The 18,040-nt window shown below is 44.6% G+C and carries 20 protein-coding genes and 1 riboswitch; of the genes, 14 read left to right on the top strand and 6 right to left on the bottom strand.

Features of this window, described 5'->3' with window-relative positions; translation table 11 throughout:
• Positions 1-109 precede the first annotated feature (109 nt).
• Positions 110-1,687: an ATP-binding protein gene (locus ACNAZ4_RS02530; RefSeq protein ID WP_415812613.1), complete on the top strand. Its 1,578-nt coding sequence runs from the start codon at positions 110-112 to the stop codon at positions 1,685-1,687.
• A gap of 172 nt (positions 1,688-1,859) precedes the next feature.
• The gene (locus ACNAZ4_RS02525; RefSeq protein WP_415812612.1) at positions 1,860-2,444 is read left to right on the top strand and encodes a DUF2087 domain-containing protein; all 585 of its coding nucleotides are present in this window, start codon (positions 1,860-1,862) and stop codon (positions 2,442-2,444) included.
• Between the two features lie 70 nt (positions 2,445-2,514).
• Here the strand turns inward: ACNAZ4_RS02525 and ACNAZ4_RS02520 are convergent, their stop codons facing one another.
• Positions 2,515-3,297 (bottom strand): carbon-nitrogen family hydrolase, encoded by a 783-nt coding sequence (locus tag ACNAZ4_RS02520; RefSeq protein ID WP_415812611.1) that lies wholly within the window; start codon positions 3,295-3,297, stop codon positions 2,515-2,517.
• 125 nt (positions 3,298-3,422) lie between these two features.
• Here ACNAZ4_RS02520 and ACNAZ4_RS02515 point away from each other — a divergent pair, with 125 nt between their 5' ends.
• The 10 genes from ACNAZ4_RS02515 to ACNAZ4_RS02470 all read left to right on the top strand — a co-directional run bounded on the left by ACNAZ4_RS02515 (position 3,423) and on the right by ACNAZ4_RS02470 (position 12,517).
• Complete coding sequence (locus ACNAZ4_RS02515) at positions 3,423-4,619, top strand: pyridoxal phosphate-dependent aminotransferase (protein WP_415812610.1); 1,197 nt, start codon at positions 3,423-3,425, stop codon at positions 4,617-4,619.
• A 62-nt stretch (positions 4,620-4,681) separates the two neighbouring features.
• Positions 4,682-4,789: riboswitch (SAM riboswitch) on the top strand.
• A gap of 96 nt (positions 4,790-4,885) precedes the next feature.
• A complete protein-coding gene (mtnW, locus tag ACNAZ4_RS02510) occupies positions 4,886-6,109 on the top strand; it encodes a 2,3-diketo-5-methylthiopentyl-1-phosphate enolase (protein WP_415812609.1) in 1,224 nt (407 codons plus the stop codon).
• On the top strand, positions 6,106-6,768 hold the full coding sequence (locus ACNAZ4_RS02505; RefSeq protein WP_415812608.1) for a 2-hydroxy-3-keto-5-methylthiopentenyl-1-phosphate phosphatase: 663 nt from the start codon (positions 6,106-6,108) through the stop codon (positions 6,766-6,768). The genes mtnW and ACNAZ4_RS02505 overlap by 4 nt, the downstream gene beginning before the upstream one ends.
• The gene (locus ACNAZ4_RS02500) at positions 6,765-7,400 is read left to right on the top strand and encodes a methylthioribulose 1-phosphate dehydratase (protein ID WP_415812607.1); all 636 of its coding nucleotides are present in this window, start codon (positions 6,765-6,767) and stop codon (positions 7,398-7,400) included. Before ACNAZ4_RS02505 ends, ACNAZ4_RS02500 begins: the two co-directional genes overlap by 4 nt.
• Positions 7,401-7,443: 43 nt before the next feature.
• The gene (locus ACNAZ4_RS02495) at positions 7,444-7,983 is read left to right on the top strand and encodes a 1,2-dihydroxy-3-keto-5-methylthiopentene dioxygenase (RefSeq protein ID WP_415812606.1); all 540 of its coding nucleotides are present in this window, start codon (positions 7,444-7,446) and stop codon (positions 7,981-7,983) included.
• Between the two features lie 152 nt (positions 7,984-8,135).
• Positions 8,136-8,381: an aspartyl-phosphate phosphatase Spo0E family protein gene (locus ACNAZ4_RS02490; RefSeq protein WP_415812605.1), complete on the top strand. Its 246-nt coding sequence runs from the start codon at positions 8,136-8,138 to the stop codon at positions 8,379-8,381.
• Positions 8,382-9,064: 683 nt separating this feature from the next.
• Positions 9,065-9,892: an electron transfer flavoprotein subunit beta/FixA family protein gene (locus ACNAZ4_RS02485; RefSeq protein WP_415812604.1), complete on the top strand. Its 828-nt coding sequence runs from the start codon at positions 9,065-9,067 to the stop codon at positions 9,890-9,892.
• Between the two features lie 27 nt (positions 9,893-9,919).
• Entirely contained in the window at positions 9,920-10,945 is a 1,026-nt protein-coding gene (locus ACNAZ4_RS02480; RefSeq protein WP_415812603.1) for an electron transfer flavoprotein subunit alpha/FixB family protein, read from the top strand.
• Complete coding sequence (locus ACNAZ4_RS02475) at positions 10,938-12,233, top strand: FAD-dependent oxidoreductase (protein WP_415812602.1); 1,296 nt, start codon at positions 10,938-10,940, stop codon at positions 12,231-12,233. The genes ACNAZ4_RS02480 and ACNAZ4_RS02475 overlap by 8 nt, the downstream gene beginning before the upstream one ends.
• Positions 12,233-12,517 carry a ferredoxin family protein gene (locus ACNAZ4_RS02470; protein ID WP_023615122.1) on the top strand — a complete coding sequence of 95 codons (285 nt, stop codon included), beginning with the start codon at positions 12,233-12,235 and terminating at the stop codon, positions 12,515-12,517. Before ACNAZ4_RS02475 ends, ACNAZ4_RS02470 begins: the two co-directional genes overlap by 1 nt.
• A 230-nt stretch (positions 12,518-12,747) precedes the next feature.
• Here ACNAZ4_RS02470 and ACNAZ4_RS02465 read toward each other — a convergent pair whose 3' ends face one another.
• The gene (locus tag ACNAZ4_RS02465; protein WP_415812601.1) at positions 12,748-13,083 is read right to left on the bottom strand and encodes a hypothetical protein; all 336 of its coding nucleotides are present in this window, start codon (positions 13,081-13,083) and stop codon (positions 12,748-12,750) included.
• Positions 13,084-13,300: 217 nt separating this feature from the next.
• Between ACNAZ4_RS02465 and ACNAZ4_RS02460 the strand changes: the two genes are divergently transcribed.
• Positions 13,301-13,831, top strand: a complete 531-nt coding sequence (locus ACNAZ4_RS02460; protein WP_415812600.1) for a hemerythrin domain-containing protein — start codon at positions 13,301-13,303, stop codon at positions 13,829-13,831.
• A 46-nt stretch (positions 13,832-13,877) separates the two neighbouring features.
• Here ACNAZ4_RS02460 and ACNAZ4_RS02455 read toward each other — a convergent pair whose 3' ends face one another.
• Positions 13,878-14,072: a hypothetical protein gene (locus ACNAZ4_RS02455; RefSeq protein ID WP_415812599.1), complete on the bottom strand. Its 195-nt coding sequence runs from the start codon at positions 14,070-14,072 to the stop codon at positions 13,878-13,880.
• 102 nt (positions 14,073-14,174) lie between these two features.
• Complete coding sequence (locus tag ACNAZ4_RS02450) at positions 14,175-15,407, bottom strand: MFS transporter (RefSeq protein ID WP_415812598.1); 1,233 nt, start codon at positions 15,405-15,407, stop codon at positions 14,175-14,177.
• 143 nt (positions 15,408-15,550) lie between these two features.
• On the opposite strand from ACNAZ4_RS02450, the gene ACNAZ4_RS02445 reads away from it, so the two are divergent.
• Positions 15,551-16,543, top strand: coding sequence for a phosphotransferase enzyme family protein (locus ACNAZ4_RS02445; protein WP_415812597.1), 993 nt, complete (start codon positions 15,551-15,553; stop codon positions 16,541-16,543).
• Positions 16,544-16,634: 91 nt separating this feature from the next.
• On the opposite strand, the gene ACNAZ4_RS02440 is transcribed toward ACNAZ4_RS02445, so the two are convergent.
• Both ACNAZ4_RS02440 and ACNAZ4_RS02435 read right to left on the bottom strand, forming a co-directional pair.
• The gene (locus tag ACNAZ4_RS02440) at positions 16,635-17,378 is read right to left on the bottom strand and encodes a TPM domain-containing protein (protein ID WP_415812595.1); all 744 of its coding nucleotides are present in this window, start codon (positions 17,376-17,378) and stop codon (positions 16,635-16,637) included.
• Positions 17,378-17,947: a LemA family protein gene (locus ACNAZ4_RS02435; RefSeq protein ID WP_415812594.1), complete on the bottom strand. Its 570-nt coding sequence runs from the start codon at positions 17,945-17,947 to the stop codon at positions 17,378-17,380. Before ACNAZ4_RS02435 ends, ACNAZ4_RS02440 begins: the two co-directional genes overlap by 1 nt.
• Positions 17,948-18,040 lie beyond the last annotated feature (93 nt).

The raw sequence follows: 18,040 nt of genomic DNA, 5'->3' as shown, positions 1-18,040 counted from the left end.
CTGCAGAAAACCTCGTTAATAAACAGGAAAAAATCACGAAATTAAAGGGATTTTTAACATCGATGTAGAAATTACTAGAAAAATGGGAATCTGACAAGGAGGCTTTCTGGTGGGGAGTGCTAATGGACAGGATGATATTAAGGCACTGAAGGAAAAAATAGCCGCTTTAGAACAAGAAAATTCCTTATTAAAAGAGATCGCAAAAGACCAGCAAGCAGCCACAAACTGCTCTTTAGACGTGGCACCGGATGATAGTCATATAACTTTCGATGAAAGATTTCTCGAAGACAGAGGTTTATTAAAAAGTTTATTTAGAGAAGCGCTTGACGGCATAGTATTCTGGAGGAAATGCGGGCAGGTGATTGCTGCGAATGAAGCGACCTGCAACATTTTCGGTCTTACTCTGGATGAATTACTGAAACACAGGATTTCAGATTTTATTTATCAAAAAGATGAAAAATATCAGGCAATGAAAAGAAGTATCGAAGAAAAAGGCGCCTTGCGAGAGGAAGCGGTCTTCATGCTGCCAAACGGGGAAAAGCGGCTTTTGGAATTCACCGTCAAGCTCAATGCTGGGGACGGGTACCATATGACCATTGTGCGGGATGCAAGTGACCGTTACCGGATGGAACAGGAAATCCGCAAAAGTGAGGAAAGATTCAGGAAAATCTTCGAAGGATCGATCGAGGGCATGATTCTTTGGAATGAAAATTGCAAACGCTATGAAATCAATCCTTCCGGTATGGCGATGCTTGGATTGAAGTCTGAAGACCTAGAAGAAGAAAGTTTCCGGAAACTTTTCATCAGCCTTGGATTACCCGAGGGATTGCTTGATGAAAAATTTTTCGAGCTGTTGCGGAAAGGAAAGCTTGATGGGAGGATTGCCATCCCTTATGAAGATGGTGGTTTGGAGCATTTCGAGTACACGGTGACACGGCACCTGGTCGATAGCCTGAATTTGATTATTTTCAGGAATATCACTGAAAAAGTCGAAATGGAGACACAACTTCGAAAATCTGATACTTTGAATATACTTGGTGAGCTGGCGGCCGGTATAGCGCATGAAATCCGAAATCCAATGACTGCGCTCAAAGGATTCATCCAGCTTCTCGAGAACAGCACGGGTGACCAGTATTCCCTCTATTTCCAGGTAATCAAGTCCGAACTCCAGAGGATAGACTCGATCATCAATGAGTTCCTCATCCTTGCCAAGCCTCAAGTTATTAAATATGTCAAGGAAGATATCTCGAAGATCATGAAGGAGACCGTTGACCTTCTCACAGCGCAGGCAGTCCTTCATGACGTCCAGTTCAGGACATCTTATGATGAAAGTTTACCAAATCTACTTTGTGAACCGAACCAGTTGAAAAAGGTATTTATCAATATCCTGAAAAATGCCATCGAAGTCATGCCAAAAGGCGGATTCGTAAACGTTTCAATCAATAAGGCACCAGGGAACATGTTACATATTTCAATCAAGGATGAGGGCGAAGGTATTCCTGCCGATAAAATTGAAAAGCTCGGGGAACCATTCTACACAACAAAAGAAAGAGGAACCGGCCTTGGACTGATGGTCAGTTTCAAGATCATTGAAGAACATGGAGGCACGATAGAAGTGGAAAGTGAAGTTGGGCACGGGACAACTTTCCAACTGTATTTGCCAATCACTGAAGAAACGTCTGATTGAATCATTGATCAGACGTTTTTTTATGTAGTTTCTCAGGAGGGATGAGCTTTGTGAAGGAAAGAGGCCGCTTGCTACTGAAAACTTTTCAAAAAAAGCTTTTAATATTCTGGAAAATATTATATATTAGATATATACCTAATTAGATGTATGTAAAATATACAGGAGTGATATAATGCAGCTGGATAGAATAGTCGCTTTTCATAAAGCAATGGGCGACCCAACGAGGATCAGGATTGTTGCGCTGCTGGCCCGAGGCCCGCTTCATGGCCAGGCAATCGCCGGGAAATTAGGCCTTACGCCACCCACGATCACCCATCATATTAAAAAGTTGCGTGATGTCAATGTGATCATTGAGCGCAGGGATAAGAACACAATTTATTTCCATTTGAACGAGTCGGTCATCAAGCAGCAGACCCAGTCGCTTGGCAGGCTGATCATGAAAAAGGAAGAGGAGGTGGAAGCATTGATCGATCAGAATATCGAAAGGCAGAAGGTCATTGAAAATTTCATGACCAAAGAAGGTAAATTGAAAAATATCCCGGCCCAGAGGAAGAAGAAACTGCTGATTTTTGAATACATGGTCCGAGGCTTAAAAGTGGGTAAAAAATACCCGGAGAAAGAGCTGAACGAATATATTAAAAAGTTTCACGAAGACTATGCCACGATCAGGCGTGAGTTCATCATCAATCACTATATGTATCGTGAGAAGGGGATTTATGAATTGAACCCCGAGGAGATGTGGGCAAAACCAGAGTGATGGTTCCGATGTCTCAGCGAAAAAACCGCCAAAGGGGTTCCCAGGCGGTTTTTTAGGCTGGTTTCATGGATTAATACAATTCAGGCCGACGGTCAGTGAAAATAGGGATTTTGCTTCTAGCCTCTTTCACCTGGTCAAGGTCGATTTCCGCGAAAAGGATTTCTTCGCCTTCTCCGCCTTCAGCGATCACGTCACCCCATGGACCAATGACCATTGAATGGCCGGCAAAAGTATTGTTGGGGTCTGCGCCGGCACGGTTGCAGGCAATGACAAAGCACTGGTTTTCAATGGCACGGGCAATCAGCAAAGCGCGCCAGTGTTCTAGACGCTGGATCGGCCATTCTGCGACAATGAAGAGTGCTTCTACATCCTGGAGGGCATGGGCACGCACCCATTCAGGGAAACGGATGTCATAGCAAATCAGCCCTGCAAATTTATGGCCATCCAAAGAGAACAACCCTTTATCCTTCCCGGCTGCGAGATATAGGTGCTCATCCATGAGCCGGAACAGATGAAGCTTGCTGTATTTCCCGGCAAACTCACCTTCCTTGTCAAAAATGAGCATTGTATTTTCAATCCCCGCTTCGGTTTTGTTGGCGACGGAACCGCCAATAAAATGGGTTTGATGCTTCAGAGCTGCTTCATGGAAAAAAACTTTGGCCTCCTGTGCCCCTTCATCGGCTGTACCATCCAAATTGGCCAGGTCATATCCTGTTGTCCATAGCTCGGGGAGGACTACGATATCTGGTTTTTGAGAACTTGCCATGTCAATCATCCGGGATGCAGCATGATAGTTTTTTTCAGGGTTTCCAAAAGCAATATCCATTTGCAGGCATGCTATCTTGAATTTCATATAAGGTCAACTCCATACTTTCTGAAAATTATATCTTTACAAGTTACTATTTACGTTATATCATTTGTGACTAGAATTTCAAATTAAAAATTTCAAATATATAAAATTATTAAGCAGGTGAGAGAATGGAATTCGAACAGTCTGAGTTATTAAAAAGCCTGCCGAGACAGTTTTTTGCTTCACTCGTGCAAAAGGTGGGCTCATATACTGAAAAAGGAGCCGATGTCATCAACCTTGGACAGGGAAATCCTGACCAGCCGACACCAGACCATATTGTGAACAGATTAAAAACAGCTGCAGAAAATCCGCTGAACCACAAATATTCACCTTTCCGGGGCTTGCGTTCGTTAAAAGTAGCGGCAGCTGGGTTTTATAAAAGGGAATATGGCGTTGAACTTGACCCTGAAGAGGAAATTGCCATCCTGTTTGGCGGCAAGGCTGGCCTGGTTGAAATTCCTCAATGCTTGTTGAACCCTGGAGACTCGATACTTGTTCCGGATCCTGGCTATCCAGATTACTGGTCAGGAGTGGAGCTGGCAAGGGCAGAGATAATAAAAATGCCGCTAAGGGAAGAAAATGGCTTCCTTCCTGACTACTCAGAGTTGAGCTCAGAAGAACTCGCAAAGGCAAAATTGATGTTCCTGAATTACCCTAATAACCCTACTGGTGCAGTTGCGAATAAGGAATTCTTTGACGAAACAATAGAGCGGGCACAAAAAAACAAAATATGTATTGTGCACGATTTTGCCTATGGAGCGATTGGCTTTGACGGAAAACGCCCATATAGCTTTTTGCAGTCAGAGGGTGCGAAGGATGTCGGCATCGAGATTTATACTTTGTCAAAGACGTATAATATGGCAGGATGGCGAGTTGGCTTTGCTGCAGGCAACAAGAGTGTGATTGCCGCGATTAATTTACTGCAGGACCATATGTATGTCAGCTTGTTTGGTGCTATCCAGGAGGCGGCAGCCGAAGCATTGCTCGGATCACAGGAATGTGTGACGGAATTGAGTGATTTGTATGAATCAAGAAAGAACATACTCATTGACGGTTTGACGAATATCGGCTGGAAGGTCACTGCTCCGAAAGGGTCCTTTTTTGCCTGGCTTAAAATTCCAGAAGAATTCACCTCATCAGTGGATTTTGCTGACTTCCTCCTGGAAAAAGCACATATTGCCGTTGCACCGGGAATTGGCTTCGGCGAGCATGGGGAAGGCTATGTGCGGGTAGGACTTCTCACATCTGAACAGAGATTGAAGGAAGCAGTCAGCAGAATTGAAAACTTAGGAATTTTCAAAAAAAATATTGACAATGATTTGTGAACCTGACATAATCCTAATTAATAAATTTACTTTAACCAATTAAATAACTTAATTAAATTATTTTCTTATCAAGAGCAGGCGGAGGGACGAGCCCGATGAAGCCCGGCAACCGATCCAGCATAATGCTGGACACGGTGCTAATTCTTGCAGCGAAAGCTGAAAGATAAGAAGAGTTTAGTGAACGTCCTAACCTCTTCTTTTTGAAGAGGTTTTTTTTATGCCCCTGATTGACGGGGAAGAACAAGTTTTGGAAGGGGAAGATCTTCATGAGTGAAATTACAGCAACATACATAGTTCGTGACGCTAAGCATAATCCAGAGAAAAAAGCCGAGGGCATCGCACTTGGTTTGACAGTGGGTTCCTGGACAGACCTGCCGGAACTGGACCAAAGACAATTAAAAAAGCATAAAGGCAGAGTCGTTTCTGTTGAAGGAACCGGTCTGGATGTCAATTCGGATACAGTGGCGACCATCAAGATCGCATATCCGGCGGTCAATTTTTCTCCAGACCTGCCGGCCATTCTCACAACGGTATTTGGCAAGCTGTCGCTCGACGGAAAGATTAAGCTTGTCGATCTCGAATTCGGGGATGAATTGAAGAAAGCTTTTCCTGGTCCGCGATTCGGGATTGAAGGAATCCGCAATAAACTCGGAGTTTATGACAGGCCATTGCTAATGAGTATCTTCAAAGGTGTGATCGGCCGCGACCTTCCATTCCTGCTAGACCAGCTTAAAAAGCAAAGCCTGGGCGGAGTCGACCTGATCAAGGATGATGAAATCTTGTTTGAAAACGAGCTTGCTCCTTTTGAAAAGCGAATCATATCCGGTAAGCAGGTCCTTGCAGAAGTCTATGAAACTACCGGACACAGAACCCTGTATGCCGCCAATCTGACAGGCAGGACGACACAGCTGCGAGACAAGGCCAGAAAGGCAGCCGAGCTGGGAGCGGACGCATTGCTGTTCAATGTTTTTGCCTACGGACTTGATGTGCTGCAGGAGCTTAGGGAAGATGAAGAGATCGCTATTCCAATCATGGCCCATCCTGCCGTAAGCGGTGCGTTGACAGCTGCGGATGAATATGGTTTTTCCCATTCATTGCTGCTTGGGAAGCTTCTCCGCTATGCAGGTGCTGATTTCTCCTTGTTCCCATCTCCTTACGGCAGCGTTGCACTTGAAAAACAGCAGGCGCTTTCCATTGCTGAGGCATTGACCGCCGAGGATCAGTTCATGAGAACATTCCCTGTCCCATCTGCAGGAATCCATCCAGGCATGGTGCCTCTTCTTATTGAGGATTTTGGTTTGGATTCGATCATCAATGCTGGCGGCGGTGTTCATGGACACCCGGGCGGAGCTGAGGGCGGCGGAAAGGCCTTCAGGCAGGCAATTGAAACAGTTCTTGAAGGTAAAACACTTGAGGAAGGTGCCCTGGAATTCGAAGAACTGAAGTCAGCGTTAGATCTTTGGGGCTTAGCTAAGGCGGTGGCAAAATGAGCCAGCCAGTCATTTTCTGCGACTTCGATGGGACCGTGACCGAAAAGGATAATATTATAGCCATCATGAACGAGTTTGCTCCGGACGGCTGGGAAGAACAGAAGGAAGGGGTGCTGAATCGCACGATTTCCATCAGGGAAGGAGTCGGGAAAATGTTCTCCCTCCTTCCGGTCAGTCTGAAAGATGAAATCATTGAGTTTGCCATAAAGAATGCGAGGATCCGTCCCGGGTTCCAGGAATTCCTTGATTTTGCAGCAGAGGAAGGGATCCCAGTCTATATCGTCAGCGGCGGCATTGACTTTTTCATCGAACCGATCATTAATTCATTCGGACCGCTAGCCGGGGTCTTTTGCAATGGCTCTGATTTTTCCGGTGAAACAATAAAAATTGAATGGCCGAACAGCTGTGATGATCAATGTTCAAATGATTGCGGATGCTGTAAGCCATCCATTATGAGGAAGCTGGAGCATGACGGGATCAAAAAAATAGTCATCGGCGATTCCGTCACAGACCTTGAAGCGGCAAAACAGGCAGATATGGTATTTGCGCGAGATTACTTAAAAGATAAATGCGAAGAATGGAAGATTCCATATACGCCTTTCGGGACATTCCATGATTGTGTCGAAGCTCTTAAAATTCAGACAGGGGTGAGAGGATGAGCATTTTAGAAACAAAGTGGGAAGATCTGGCTGAAGTGAAAGCCGAATTGGCTGAGCGTGACTGGTTCATGGGAACGAGCGGGAATCTCGCGATCAAAGTCGCGGACGAACCGGTGCAATTCCTTGTGACTGCAAGTGGAAAAGATAAACGGAAAAGAACGGATGAGGATTTTTTGCTCGTTGACCAATTTGGACGGCCGGCAGAAGAAACGCACTTGAAGCCATCTGCCGAGACACTGCTCCATGTTGAGGTCTACAAGAAGACCAATGCCGGCTGCAGCCTGCACGTCCATACTATTGACAACAATGTGATTTCCGAGGTGTACGGTGACAGGGGGGAGATACAGTTCAAGGACCAGGAACTGATTAAGGCTTTTGATCTTTGGGAGGAAGATGCTGTTCTCAAAATTCCCATTATTCCAAATCATGCCCATATTCCAACACTGGCTAAAGCATTTTCCGAACACGTAAAAGGTGACACTGGAGCTGTACTGATCCGCAATCATGGTATTACCGTCTGGGGAAGGAATGCTTTTGAGGCGAAGAAAATCCTTGAAGCGACGGAGTTTTTATTCCGTTATCAATTAAGACTGCTTGAACATAAACCATTCCAACTGTTCAAAGTGGTGTAAATAAACGAATAAACAAAGCGACCTAAAAAAAGGAGAGATTCACATGGCATACATCGTAAAGCAGAGCACGCAGGAAAGAATTGTTGAGGAACAGCAAGTAGAAGCATTCCTGAATTCAAAGGAAGTCATTTATGAAAAATGGGAAATCGATAAGCTGCCAGCCAGCCTTCAGGAAAAGTTCCTGTTATCAGACGAAGAAAAACAGCAGATCCTTGATGTTTTCAAGACTGAAATTGATGATATCTCGGTACGAAGAGGTTATAAAGCACAGGACGTCATTTCGCTGTCTGACAATACGCCGAATCTTGACCAGCTGCTTGCCAATTTCAAGCAGGAGCACCACCATACAGATGATGAAGTAAGGTTCATTGTCAGCGGGCATGGTGTGTTCGTGATCCAGGGCAAAGACGGGGAATTCTTTGAAGTATTCCTGAATCCCGGAGACTTAATCTCTGTTCCTGAAAATACCCGCCATTATTTCACGCTACAGGATGACCGACAGGTAGTGGCAGTAAGGATTTTCGTGACGACTGAAGGCTGGGTGCCAATTTACGAAGATGAAAAAGCAAGCCAGTCATCATAAAAATTTGCAAACTTTGTCGAACAAAAAAAATTCAGGAATGAAAATTGTCTTATTTTGCGATTCTATTTACATTCATCCAGGCATTTGCAATAATTCTTCAAGTAATCTATTTATTTTATTAAGCAATTAAAGTAGTAGAGGAGATTTTTGAAGTGTATCAAACGCAAAATGCTTTAATGGGAGAAATTGATCGCGTCAGGGAAATGATGATTGCTGCTGCCGGGGAAACTGGATATACAAGTGATGAAACAGTGCGACTCAGCCAAGAACTAGACACCTTGATTTATGAATATCAGGCATTATGCAGGGAAACAGAAGTACAGCGTAAAAAAACAAGACTTCTTTTCAGACAGATCATCCTGCTTACAAAAAAACAATATATCTTGTCACATGCTTAAATACTCATATAAAGAATCAGGCCACCGCTGGCCATGGCGGTGGCTATTATATTTTAGCGGCCCCTTCGTCCCAGCTCTCAAAGTATTCCACCCTATTTCAAGGAAATCCACTAATGAAAAGCACGATTCAAAAAAATGTAACAATTTGCTCAAAATTTCACGAGAAAATGACTTTGTGTGATTTTTATCATATTTTTATAAGCTTATTTTATATATTTTTAACATAGAAAGGTTTATATCATCACATTCGCAATTACCTCGACATTATGTTGATTTCAAGATCATCCTTTTGATTTTATTCATTTGCTTCAATGATTAATCACATCCATGATTTTTAACCTCAAATCTTACTATCTTTTTAATCTTTGTTTTTCACTTTTCTAAATGTTGGTACTATGCTTGTAATGCGATTCATATATCGTACTACACAGCTTTTTATTTTTATAAGGCCGTGAGGGGATGTTCAGCTTCTTTAAAGATATGGTGAATTTCAGACATCATGGCCGTTTCATAAATAGTTGTTTCCTGGGTTATTCGTTCCTTCAGATGTAGATAGACGAACAGCAAAGTGATGGAAGATTTGTGTCCCTCTCTTTTAATGAGAACGAACTATAGAGGAAAACAGCTAAAAGTAACCGCTTACATGTTAATAGTTTTTCAAACCAAGGAGGGGAATAGAGAATATGCACATTGTCGTATGTGTCAAGCAAGTGCCCGATACAAAGATCATTAAAATCAATCCTAAGACGAATACCCTGGACAGGAGGAGCGCACCGGCAATCCTGAATCCTTATGATGCCCATGCTGTCCAGGAAGCGGTCAAGATCAAAAATAAAACTGGAGGAACGATTTCCGTTTTGTCCATGGGACCGCCCCAGGCAGTCGCCGTCATCAAGAAGAGCGTTGAAATTGGCGCAGATCAGGGTTACTTGATCTCTGACAGAGCGTTCGCCGGTGCAGATACACTGGCTACAAGCTATGCACTTTCCAAAGCGCTCGAGAAAATCTCGAAGGATAATCCAATCGACCTTGTGATCTGCGGTAAGCATGCGATCGATGGCGATACGGGCCAGGTTGGACCAGGGATTGCCCGGCGTCTTGATATACCACCGATTACCAATGTTATAGAAGTTTCAGAGGTTAATAAGGATGAAAAATATGTCCATATCAAACGGAAGCAAATCGATGGCTATGAGGTCCTGCAATCTCAGCTTCCATGTCTATTGACAGTCGAAAAAGAGATCAATGACATCGAGTATGCTCCGATGCCGAACATGATCATGGCTGCACGCTATGAACCTGTCATATGGTCAGTGAATGATCTTGAGGATGTAGATAAAACTCAGCTTGGTCTTAAGGGATCTCCAACGATCGTTGGGAAAATGTTCAGCCCGCCTAAGCTGGAAGGCGGAAAAAGACTGGAAGGAAGCCCGGATTCACAGGTGGAACAGCTGATGGGAATTTTGATGGAGCGAAAAGATTTATTGAAATTAAATACAGCCAACTCTTGATTCCGATTTTGAAGGGGGAATAAAAGGATGCTAGAAAACCAGGGAGTCTGGGTATTCATTGAAGTAAATGATGGGAAAATCGAAGGAGTGTCACTGGAATTGCTTGGTGCCGGAAGGAAGCTTGCAGACAAGCTGGAAGTTCCGTTAGCGGGTGTAATGCTTGGCGAAGGTGTCATGCCTCTTGCAAACGAAGTGATTTATGCTGGGGCAGATCAGGTATATGTAGTTGACCACCCCGTCCTGAAGGATTACCGGACAGAGTCATTCATGAAAGGTGTTTGTATACTGGCTGAAAAATATAAGCCTGAGATTTTCCTTTATGGTGCGACACCAAATGGAAAAGACTTGGCCAGTGCGGTTGCGACAGATTTAAGCACAGGGTTGACTGCCGATACAACAATGCTTGATGTAGATGTGGAAAAAAGGCTTCTTGAGGCAAGCCGTCCGGCATTCGGCGGGAATATCATGGCCACAATCCTATGTAAAAAACATCGGCCGCAAATGGCGACTGTGCGCCCTAAAGTCATGAAGGCCCTTGAACCAGACACTGGCCGTAAGGGAGTCATCATTGAGGAAGAACTCGAACTCAGGGAAGAGGATATGCGCACAAAAGTAATTAAAATTGTGAAGGACGTAACAAAAAAAGCAAGTCTGGCAGAAGCGCATGTCATCGTGGCAGGCGGAAAGGGCATGGGTGATATACAGGGTTTCCAGCTGATCCATGAACTGGCCGAAGTCATCGGTGCAAGCGTCGGCGGTACGAGGGATGTTGTTGAAGCAGGCTGGCTGAAGCATGACCAGCAAGTCGGACAGACGGGGGAGACCGTCACACCAAAGATTTACTTTGCAATCGGAATATCTGGAGCGATCCAGCACGTGGAGGGCATGAAAAATTCAGAATTGATCATTGCCATCAACAAGGATCCGAATGCACCGATTTTCGATGTCGCCACTTACGGCATAGTCGGTGATGCATTGGAAATTGTTCCAAAGCTGATCAAGCAGTTCAAAGAGCTCAGCAAAGAGAAGGGCGGGGAAATGAGCTATGTCTGAAAAATTTGATGTAATCATCGTAGGAGCCGGCCCTGCAGGAACATCATGTGCCTACAACTGTGCCAAAAACGGATTGAAAACATTGTTGATTGAACGCGGGGAGTATCCAGGCTCAAAGAACGTCATGGGTGGAGTACTTTACCGGAAGCAGATGGAAGACATCATTCCGGAGTTCTGGAAGGAAGCGCCGCTGGAAAGGCCCGTCGTTGAACAGCGGTTCTGGATGATGGATAAGGAATCAGTCGTCCAGCTAGGATATAAAGGTCTTGAATGGGCTGCCGAACCATATAATAACTTTACAGTACTGCGTGCCCAGTTTGACCAGTGGTTCGCAAAGAAGGCTGTCGAACAAGGGGCATTATTGATAAATGAAACAGTTGTTACCGAATGTATCGTTGAAAACGGAAAGGTGGTAGGCGTCCGTACCGACCGTCCAGATGGTGAAGTTTTTGCAGATGTCGTCGTGCTGGCAGACGGAGTCAACTCCCTGCTTTCCAAGCAGCTTGGCTTCCATCGTGAATTCCGCCCTGATGAGGTTGCCCTGACGGTTATGGAAGTCATCAATCTGCCGAAGGACAAAATCAATGAACGCTTCAACCTTGAAGGCAACCACGGGACGACAATCGAGATATTCGGAGATTCAACGAAAGGCAACCTTGGAACAGCCTTCTTATATACGAATAAAGAAAGCTTGAATATCGGGGTAGGCACCACTCTTTCCAGCATGATCAAAGCAAAGCTAAAACCTTACGAATTGCTGGATTACCTGAAGAAGCACCCAATGGTCCGTCCATATCTTGAAGGAGGAGAGTCTGCTGAATATCTTGCCCACTTGATTCCTGAAGGAGGCTTCAATTCCGTGCCGAGGGTTGCCGGTAACGGCGTGCTTGTCGTAGGTGACGCAGCCCAGCTGGTCAATGCCATCCACCGTGAGGGGTCCAATATGGCAATGGCTTCAGGGCAAATGGCTGCAGAAGCCATCGTTGATGCCAAAAAAGATGGAGACTTCAGTGAGAGGAGCCTGAACCGTTATAAGGAAGCCCTCTTCGGAAGCTTCATCATTAAAGACCTGGAAAAATACAAGGATGCAGCACACACCTTCGAGACATACCCGCAATATTTCAAGGAATACCTGCCGATGATGAATAAGGCGATGAGCAAATTCTTCACAGTCGATGGGACACCAAAGAGGGAGAAGCAAAAAGAAATCATGCGCAGCGTAACGGCGGAAAAAGGAACCTTTAAGGTAATGCAAGATATCTATCGTGCCTGGAAGGCGGTGAAATAATGTCAACAACAAACATCGAGGAAAAACAATTTCTTTTAAGGTTTAAGTGTGACACGAAATCGCATCTGACCGTCCTGGATCATGATGTCTGCATGACGCAGTGCCCTGATAAGCTTTGCACCGTATTTTGTCCGGCTGAAGTCTATAAATGGGAAGGGAAACGGATGCAGGTAGGCTATGAAGGCTGCCACGAATGCGGAAGCTGCCGGATCGGATGCCCATACCAGAACATTAAATGGGAATATCCAAAAGGCGGCCACGGAATCGTATTCAGGCTCGCGTAATATAAAAAAGCAAAAAAGCTGGCGACTGCATTAATGGTCGCCAGCTTTTGCTTTTTAAGTCGTTTCCTGCAATCAAAGAAACATCGAAGAAATATTGAGAATACATGTTAAATCCATTCTACAAGGGGTTATCTATGTAATTAAATGTTCTATATTCATCATATGTATGTTAATTCACAAGTGGGTGCAAAAAAGAGTGAAGCCAAAGGGTTGGGGTTTAGAGGGGGAGGTTAACTGATTTTTTCTTGCTGCTGTATCAAATGAAGTTCGTCGTTGCGGATTTCTTTTTCTATCGTCCGCGCTGCAAGCATGGCATCATCAAAGCGATCATACATTTCGGAAGCGTACACTGGTTTGCCGCCATCATAGATTCCCGATGAGTCTGATTTATAAATGGTGACATTCCAATGGAAAGATTCTTTGCCTTCTACCTGATGGCCCTGCAGCCCGATCATCAAATGGGTATAGAACAAGTCAGGCTGGATCCCGAGGAAGGATTCCTGGTCACATAGCCCTGCGGGGACAAGTGATTTACGATAAAATTCACGATATAAAGAGTTCTGCAATGTACGTTCACTCCTTTTACATTAAGCTATAAATTCATTATATGTAACGATCCTGGATATTTGAAGGCTAATTGTTAAAATTTTTAGAAATTTTAACGAAGTGTCATATTTCTTTCACAAATACCCTCGTGAAACCAAATTTGTGATTCCTATCACAACGTATAGCTTGATTGGTTTTTATAATGAAGATATCAAAATGTATAGGAGGCCGGTTGACATGACAGGCTGTATGAGCGGTTTGAACCAGGATTCAAGTTTTACATTAAGTGAAGGACTTCAACAGCTAAAGAATGAACACCCTCCATTATTGGATATGCTTGCGGACCTTTTGGAGCTTTCAAAAAGTGTTGAAGAAGGTGTACAAATGCAGGAAAGCTTTGCGAAACTGAAAGAGCAGGTCGTTGAATTCCTCGCTGAGCTGGAGCCTCATTCTGAGCGGGAAGAGGGCGTTTTGTTCGAGATGATGGCTGCTTATATCGGAAGGGAAATGGGACCAATAGCGGTGATGGAATATGAACATGATCAGGCAAAACGGTTCATCGGCACTTTCCTTCACAACACAAAGGCTGGCACTGCAGGACTCACAGCAGAGCAGATGGTTGCCAATGCACAGTTGATCAAAAATGCAAACTTCACATTGGTGAGCCATTTCTCAAAGGAAGAGAGCATCCTGTTCCCTATGGCAGAAAATATGTTCAGCGAAGAAGAAAAGCAGGAATTGGCTCAGCGCATCAACTTAATAAAATGACAAAAAAAGGGTGAAGCAGCGATTGCTTCACCCTTATCATGTAAAATTAAGCCTTTGTGATTGTGACCAGCTTAATGTCTTTTGTATCGAATTTATAAAAAACATCATCTTCACCGGTGAATTCAATCAAGCCTTCCTGGTCTTTGGCATCCTGGATGGCTTCAGAAATGTTTTCCACCTCGATTGGCCGTGAAACTTCAAAATCTTTTTCGAAAAAATAATTAATCTTAAACTTAGACATGATAATCTCCCTTCAATTCATCCTCACTATCTTTCTTTCCTTAACAGGAGCATGCCTAAACATAAAAAAAGCAGATGGAAAATTTTAATTGCCGATATTTTTTTACTTATTCCACTCTGCCAGTTGTTGGTCTGTCGGAAGGAATGTGGTCAGGATTCCAAGCAGGGGCAGGAATCCGACGCAGATTATCATCATTGGCATCCCGATCAAGTCAGCGAGATACCCAAGGCCGACAGACCCGATGGCGCCCATGCCGAATGCCAGTCCTACTGTCAGTCCGGCCATTGTTCCGATCTTGCCGGGAACAAGTTCCTGGGCATATACGACCGTGACTGAAAAGCTGGACATCAGGATAAAGCCGCTAATGGTCAACAGGAAGACCGCAACCGGAAGTGGCATGAATGGGATGATGGCCGACAAAGGGGCAGTCGCCATCATCGAAAGGAAAATGATTTTCTTCTTTCCAAAACGATCGGCAAGCGGGCCGCCAAAGAATGTACCGAACGCCCCTGCAACAAGGAAAGCAAACAGGAACATTTGTGCTTGCTTAATCGATAGCCCATATTTTTCAATCGCATAAAAAGCATAGAAATTCGTCATGCCTGAGATATACCAGGACCTTGCAAAGATCAAGAATAATATAAGGACAAGGGCGATTTTAATATTCCTGGAAATGCCTTTATTGATTTTATTGCTGGCTTTTCTGGTTCTTGCGGCGATTTTTTCAAAATCCAATTTGCGGTTGTACCATGTCGCGATATAGATGAGCAGACCAACGGCAATAGCAGCTACAAGCGTAAACCACACAGCTCCGAATTGGCCTAGCGGAACTAAAATCAAGGCAGTGATGAGCGGGGCAAGTGCCTGCCCGGAATTTCCGCCAACCTGATATATGGATTGTGCAAGGCCCCTGCGAGGACCAGCAGCCATATAGGCCACGCGCGAGCCTTCTGGATGGAAGACAGCTGAACCGAGGCCGATGAATAATACAGACAGAATGACCAATTCGAAACTAGACGCAAATGCCAGGCCGAGTACACCGAACATCGTCGAAGTAAGGCCGAGCGGAAGGGCGAATGGCATCGGTTTTTTGTCGGTTGCCATCCCAATCAAAGGCTGGAGGATGGAAGAAACGATGTTCAAGGAAAAAGCAATCATTCCAAGCTGGGTAAAAGAAAGGCCCATCGATTTCTCGAGGATCGGGAACATCGCCGGAATGACGGACTGGATGGAATCGTTCAATAAATGTACCAATCCGATGATAAAAAGTATCTTATATGCTGTCTCATTTTGATTTTGCATTCTTGCTCTGACAGCAGCTGCTGTTTGGCTCATGTTTTTCTCCTTTAAAAATTATTTCGGTTTCCTACATATCATTTTACAAAAAAAGTTACCAGATAAAAATAGCTTTTCAATTAAAATTTATGGTCTAATATAACTTGAGAATATACAGATTATTTAAAGGGGGAGATGGATACATGGAACAGACCGTGAATTCATTGATGACCGGGGATCTGCTGAATGATTTCCTGGAGCGTTTCGGATTAGAGGAAAAAGTGAAAAAGCTAGGGGATTTCGAGAATTATGTTTTTGAAACCTATAGAGAGGGACAGCCGTATATTTTGCGGATCACTCATAATACCCATCGCAATAAGGATGAGATTCTATCCGAACTCGACTGGATGAGACATTTATACCGTGAAGGCCTGTATGTGCCGGAGGTCTTTCCTTCGTTAAGCGGAAGTCTGGTTGAAGAAGCAGCAGCAGAGGATAGCAGTATTTTTTACGGATGTTTATACTCAAAAGCAGAGGGAAAGGCTGTCTCTGTCCGTTCAGAGGAGTTCAATCATGTACTGTTTGAAAAGTGGGGGGAAACGACGGGAAGGATGCACAGGGCAACCAGGGACTATCAGCCATCCGAAGGCATCAAAAGACGCAGCAGCTGGGATGAAGATGACCTACTTCAGGTTGAAAAGTATTATCCTGCTGAAGAGCGGGAATTGATCCAGAATGCACAAGTGGTAATCTCGGCTATTTCATCGCTTCCGAAAAATATCGATAATTTTGGAGTCATCCATACCGATATCCATTCCGGCAATTTCTTTTATGATGGGGAAGAGATTCATTTGTTTGATTTTGATGATGCCAGTTACCATTGGTTTGCATCCGACATCGCCATTCCTTTGTATTATTCCTTGCTTTATCCGATTCCCGCCAGTGAAAAAGAGGAGCGTCAGCGTTTTGGGCAAGCGTTTCTGGATTCATTCATCAAGGGGTACCAGAAAGGGAATCGGCTCCCGGAAGGATGGAAAGAGCAGGTCCCACTGTTCCTGATGCTTAGGGATGTTGTCCTGTATGCAGTCTTGCAAAAAAAAATCGCGCCAGAGGACAGAGACGAAAAATTGCTGGCGATGATGGATGAGATTGCGGAACGAATTAAATGTAAAGAGCCAATAATGGCAATCAGCTGAAGAATGGATCAACACAAAAAACACCAGAGAAACCGCTGCTGGTGTTTTCCTGTTTTTAATCGGAACCTTAGAAAGGAATAGATGCTGCTGCTTACCAGCCGCGGCTTGCTCCACCGCCGCCAGAGGAACCGCCTCCTCCTCCCCGGGGTCCACCACCACCGCCTCCGCCGCCTCTAGAAATGATCGACAAAAGCAAATAGGTAAGGGTACCGCCAAAGAAGGTGAAATCAAGGATGATTACGCCGATGACAATGATGATTAGCAGCCAGGAAGGAATGGGCAGATCCTGTTGCTGCTCGCCAGACTTCGGGGCGCTGCCATATTCGTTCGTACCTGATACCTCGTTTGCGAGTGCCTGGTACGTATTCATCACTGCCAGGTTTGGCTGGTTATTCTTCAGGTGGGGGATCGCATATTCATCAAGGATTCTCCCTGCCTTGCCATCGGGAATGACACCCTCAAGGCCATAACCAACCTCAATCCTGATTTTCTTTTCCTGCATGGCCATCACAAGCAGGACGCCATTATCATTTTCTTTCGTTCCGAGGCCAAATTTACGGTAGGCATCAACTGAAAATTCCTCGATGCTTCTCTCTCCAATTGAGTCTACCGTTAGAACAGCAATCTGTGATGTTGTCTGGTCATCTATCGAGCGGCCAATGGTTCGTAATTGGATTTCTTCATTTTCACTTAAAATGTTCGCGAAATCCTGGACATAGATATCTCCAACAGGTGCCGGTATCTCATTTGGTGCCGCGATTGCACCGGAAGGAAGCAGCAAGAGCAGGATGCCAAGCAGTACTGCCAAGCCGGGGAATCTATTGTGAGTCATCATCAGCCTCCAAAGTCAACCTCAGGGGCTTCCTGTGCCCGAGGGTCTGCTTTGAAATATTCCTTTTCGTCAAATCCTGTTATGTTTGCGATAAGGGCACCTGGAAATTGTTTAACCTTTTTATTATATATGGACACCTGGTCGTTATAATCCTTCCTCGCCACTGCCAGTCTGTTTTCGGTGCCGGCAAGTTCGTCCATCAATTGTGTGAATTGCTTGTCAGCTTTCAGGTCTGGATAGTTTTCCACCACAACTAACAATCTGCTCAATGCACCTGACAATTCAGCATTCGCGGTTGCCTGCTCTTCTGGTGTATTTGCGCCAGCCAGCCTTGCGCGGGCATCAGAGATCGATTGAATCACTTCTTTTTCATGTGATGCATATCCTTTGACTGAATTCACCAGATTCGGGATCAAGTCCAGCCTTCTCTGCAGCTGGTTCTCTACCTGGGCGTAGGCCCGATCGACATTCTCTTCTTCAGCGACAAAGTTATTGTAGCTGCCAACCCCCATCATGATGAAAATACCCAGTATTACCAATAAACCAATAACAATTCCTAACCCTTTTTTCATCCAAGACACTCCCAATTTTTTTGTTGTAGGCGATTTTCTTAAAAAGCGAAAATACCTTCAGTCTGTACAGATGACCGTATTTTTCCCTCATTA

The sequence above is a fragment of the Mesobacillus thioparans genome (assembly GCF_965138835.1).
Classification (GTDB): domain Bacteria; phylum Bacillota; class Bacilli; order Bacillales; family Cytobacillaceae; genus Mesobacillus; species Mesobacillus thioparans.
Note: the sequence above shows the minus strand (reverse complement) of the source record. Positions and strands in the feature narration are given on the sequence as shown.

Excerpts from the sequence above, each read along its gene's own strand:
- ACNAZ4_RS02515 (WP_415812610.1), top strand. The coding sequence starts at position 3,423 with ATGGAATTCGAACAGTCTGAGTTATTAAAAAGCCTGCCGAGACAGTTT.
- ACNAZ4_RS02480 (WP_415812603.1), top strand. The coding sequence starts at position 9,920 with ATGCTAGAAAACCAGGGAGTCTGGGTATTCATTGAAGTAAATGATGGG.
- ACNAZ4_RS02445 (WP_415812597.1), top strand. The coding sequence starts at position 15,551 with ATGGAACAGACCGTGAATTCATTGATGACCGGGGATCTGCTGAATGAT.
- ACNAZ4_RS02475 (WP_415812602.1), top strand. The coding sequence starts at position 10,938 with ATGTCTGAAAAATTTGATGTAATCATCGTAGGAGCCGGCCCTGCAGGA.
- ACNAZ4_RS02485 (WP_415812604.1), top strand. The coding sequence starts at position 9,065 with ATGCACATTGTCGTATGTGTCAAGCAAGTGCCCGATACAAAGATCATT.
- ACNAZ4_RS02460 (WP_415812600.1), top strand. The coding sequence starts at position 13,301 with ATGACAGGCTGTATGAGCGGTTTGAACCAGGATTCAAGTTTTACATTA.
- mtnW (WP_415812609.1), top strand. The coding sequence starts at position 4,886 with ATGAGTGAAATTACAGCAACATACATAGTTCGTGACGCTAAGCATAAT.
- ACNAZ4_RS02440 (WP_415812595.1), bottom strand. The coding sequence starts at position 17,378 with ATGATGACTCACAATAGATTCCCCGGCTTGGCAGTACTGCTTGGCATC.
- ACNAZ4_RS02470 (WP_023615122.1), top strand. The coding sequence starts at position 12,233 with ATGTCAACAACAAACATCGAGGAAAAACAATTTCTTTTAAGGTTTAAG.
- ACNAZ4_RS02495 (WP_415812606.1), top strand. The coding sequence starts at position 7,444 with ATGGCATACATCGTAAAGCAGAGCACGCAGGAAAGAATTGTTGAGGAA.
- ACNAZ4_RS02505 (WP_415812608.1), top strand. The coding sequence starts at position 6,106 with ATGAGCCAGCCAGTCATTTTCTGCGACTTCGATGGGACCGTGACCGAA.
- ACNAZ4_RS02455 (WP_415812599.1), bottom strand. The coding sequence starts at position 14,072 with ATGTCTAAGTTTAAGATTAATTATTTTTTCGAAAAAGATTTTGAAGTT.
- ACNAZ4_RS02450 (WP_415812598.1), bottom strand. The coding sequence starts at position 15,407 with ATGAGCCAAACAGCAGCTGCTGTCAGAGCAAGAATGCAAAATCAAAAT.
- ACNAZ4_RS02435 (WP_415812594.1), bottom strand. The coding sequence starts at position 17,947 with ATGAAAAAAGGGTTAGGAATTGTTATTGGTTTATTGGTAATACTGGGT.
- ACNAZ4_RS02525 (WP_415812612.1), top strand. The coding sequence starts at position 1,860 with ATGCAGCTGGATAGAATAGTCGCTTTTCATAAAGCAATGGGCGACCCA.
- ACNAZ4_RS02500 (WP_415812607.1), top strand. The coding sequence starts at position 6,765 with ATGAGCATTTTAGAAACAAAGTGGGAAGATCTGGCTGAAGTGAAAGCC.
- ACNAZ4_RS02520 (WP_415812611.1), bottom strand. The coding sequence starts at position 3,297 with ATGAAATTCAAGATAGCATGCCTGCAAATGGATATTGCTTTTGGAAAC.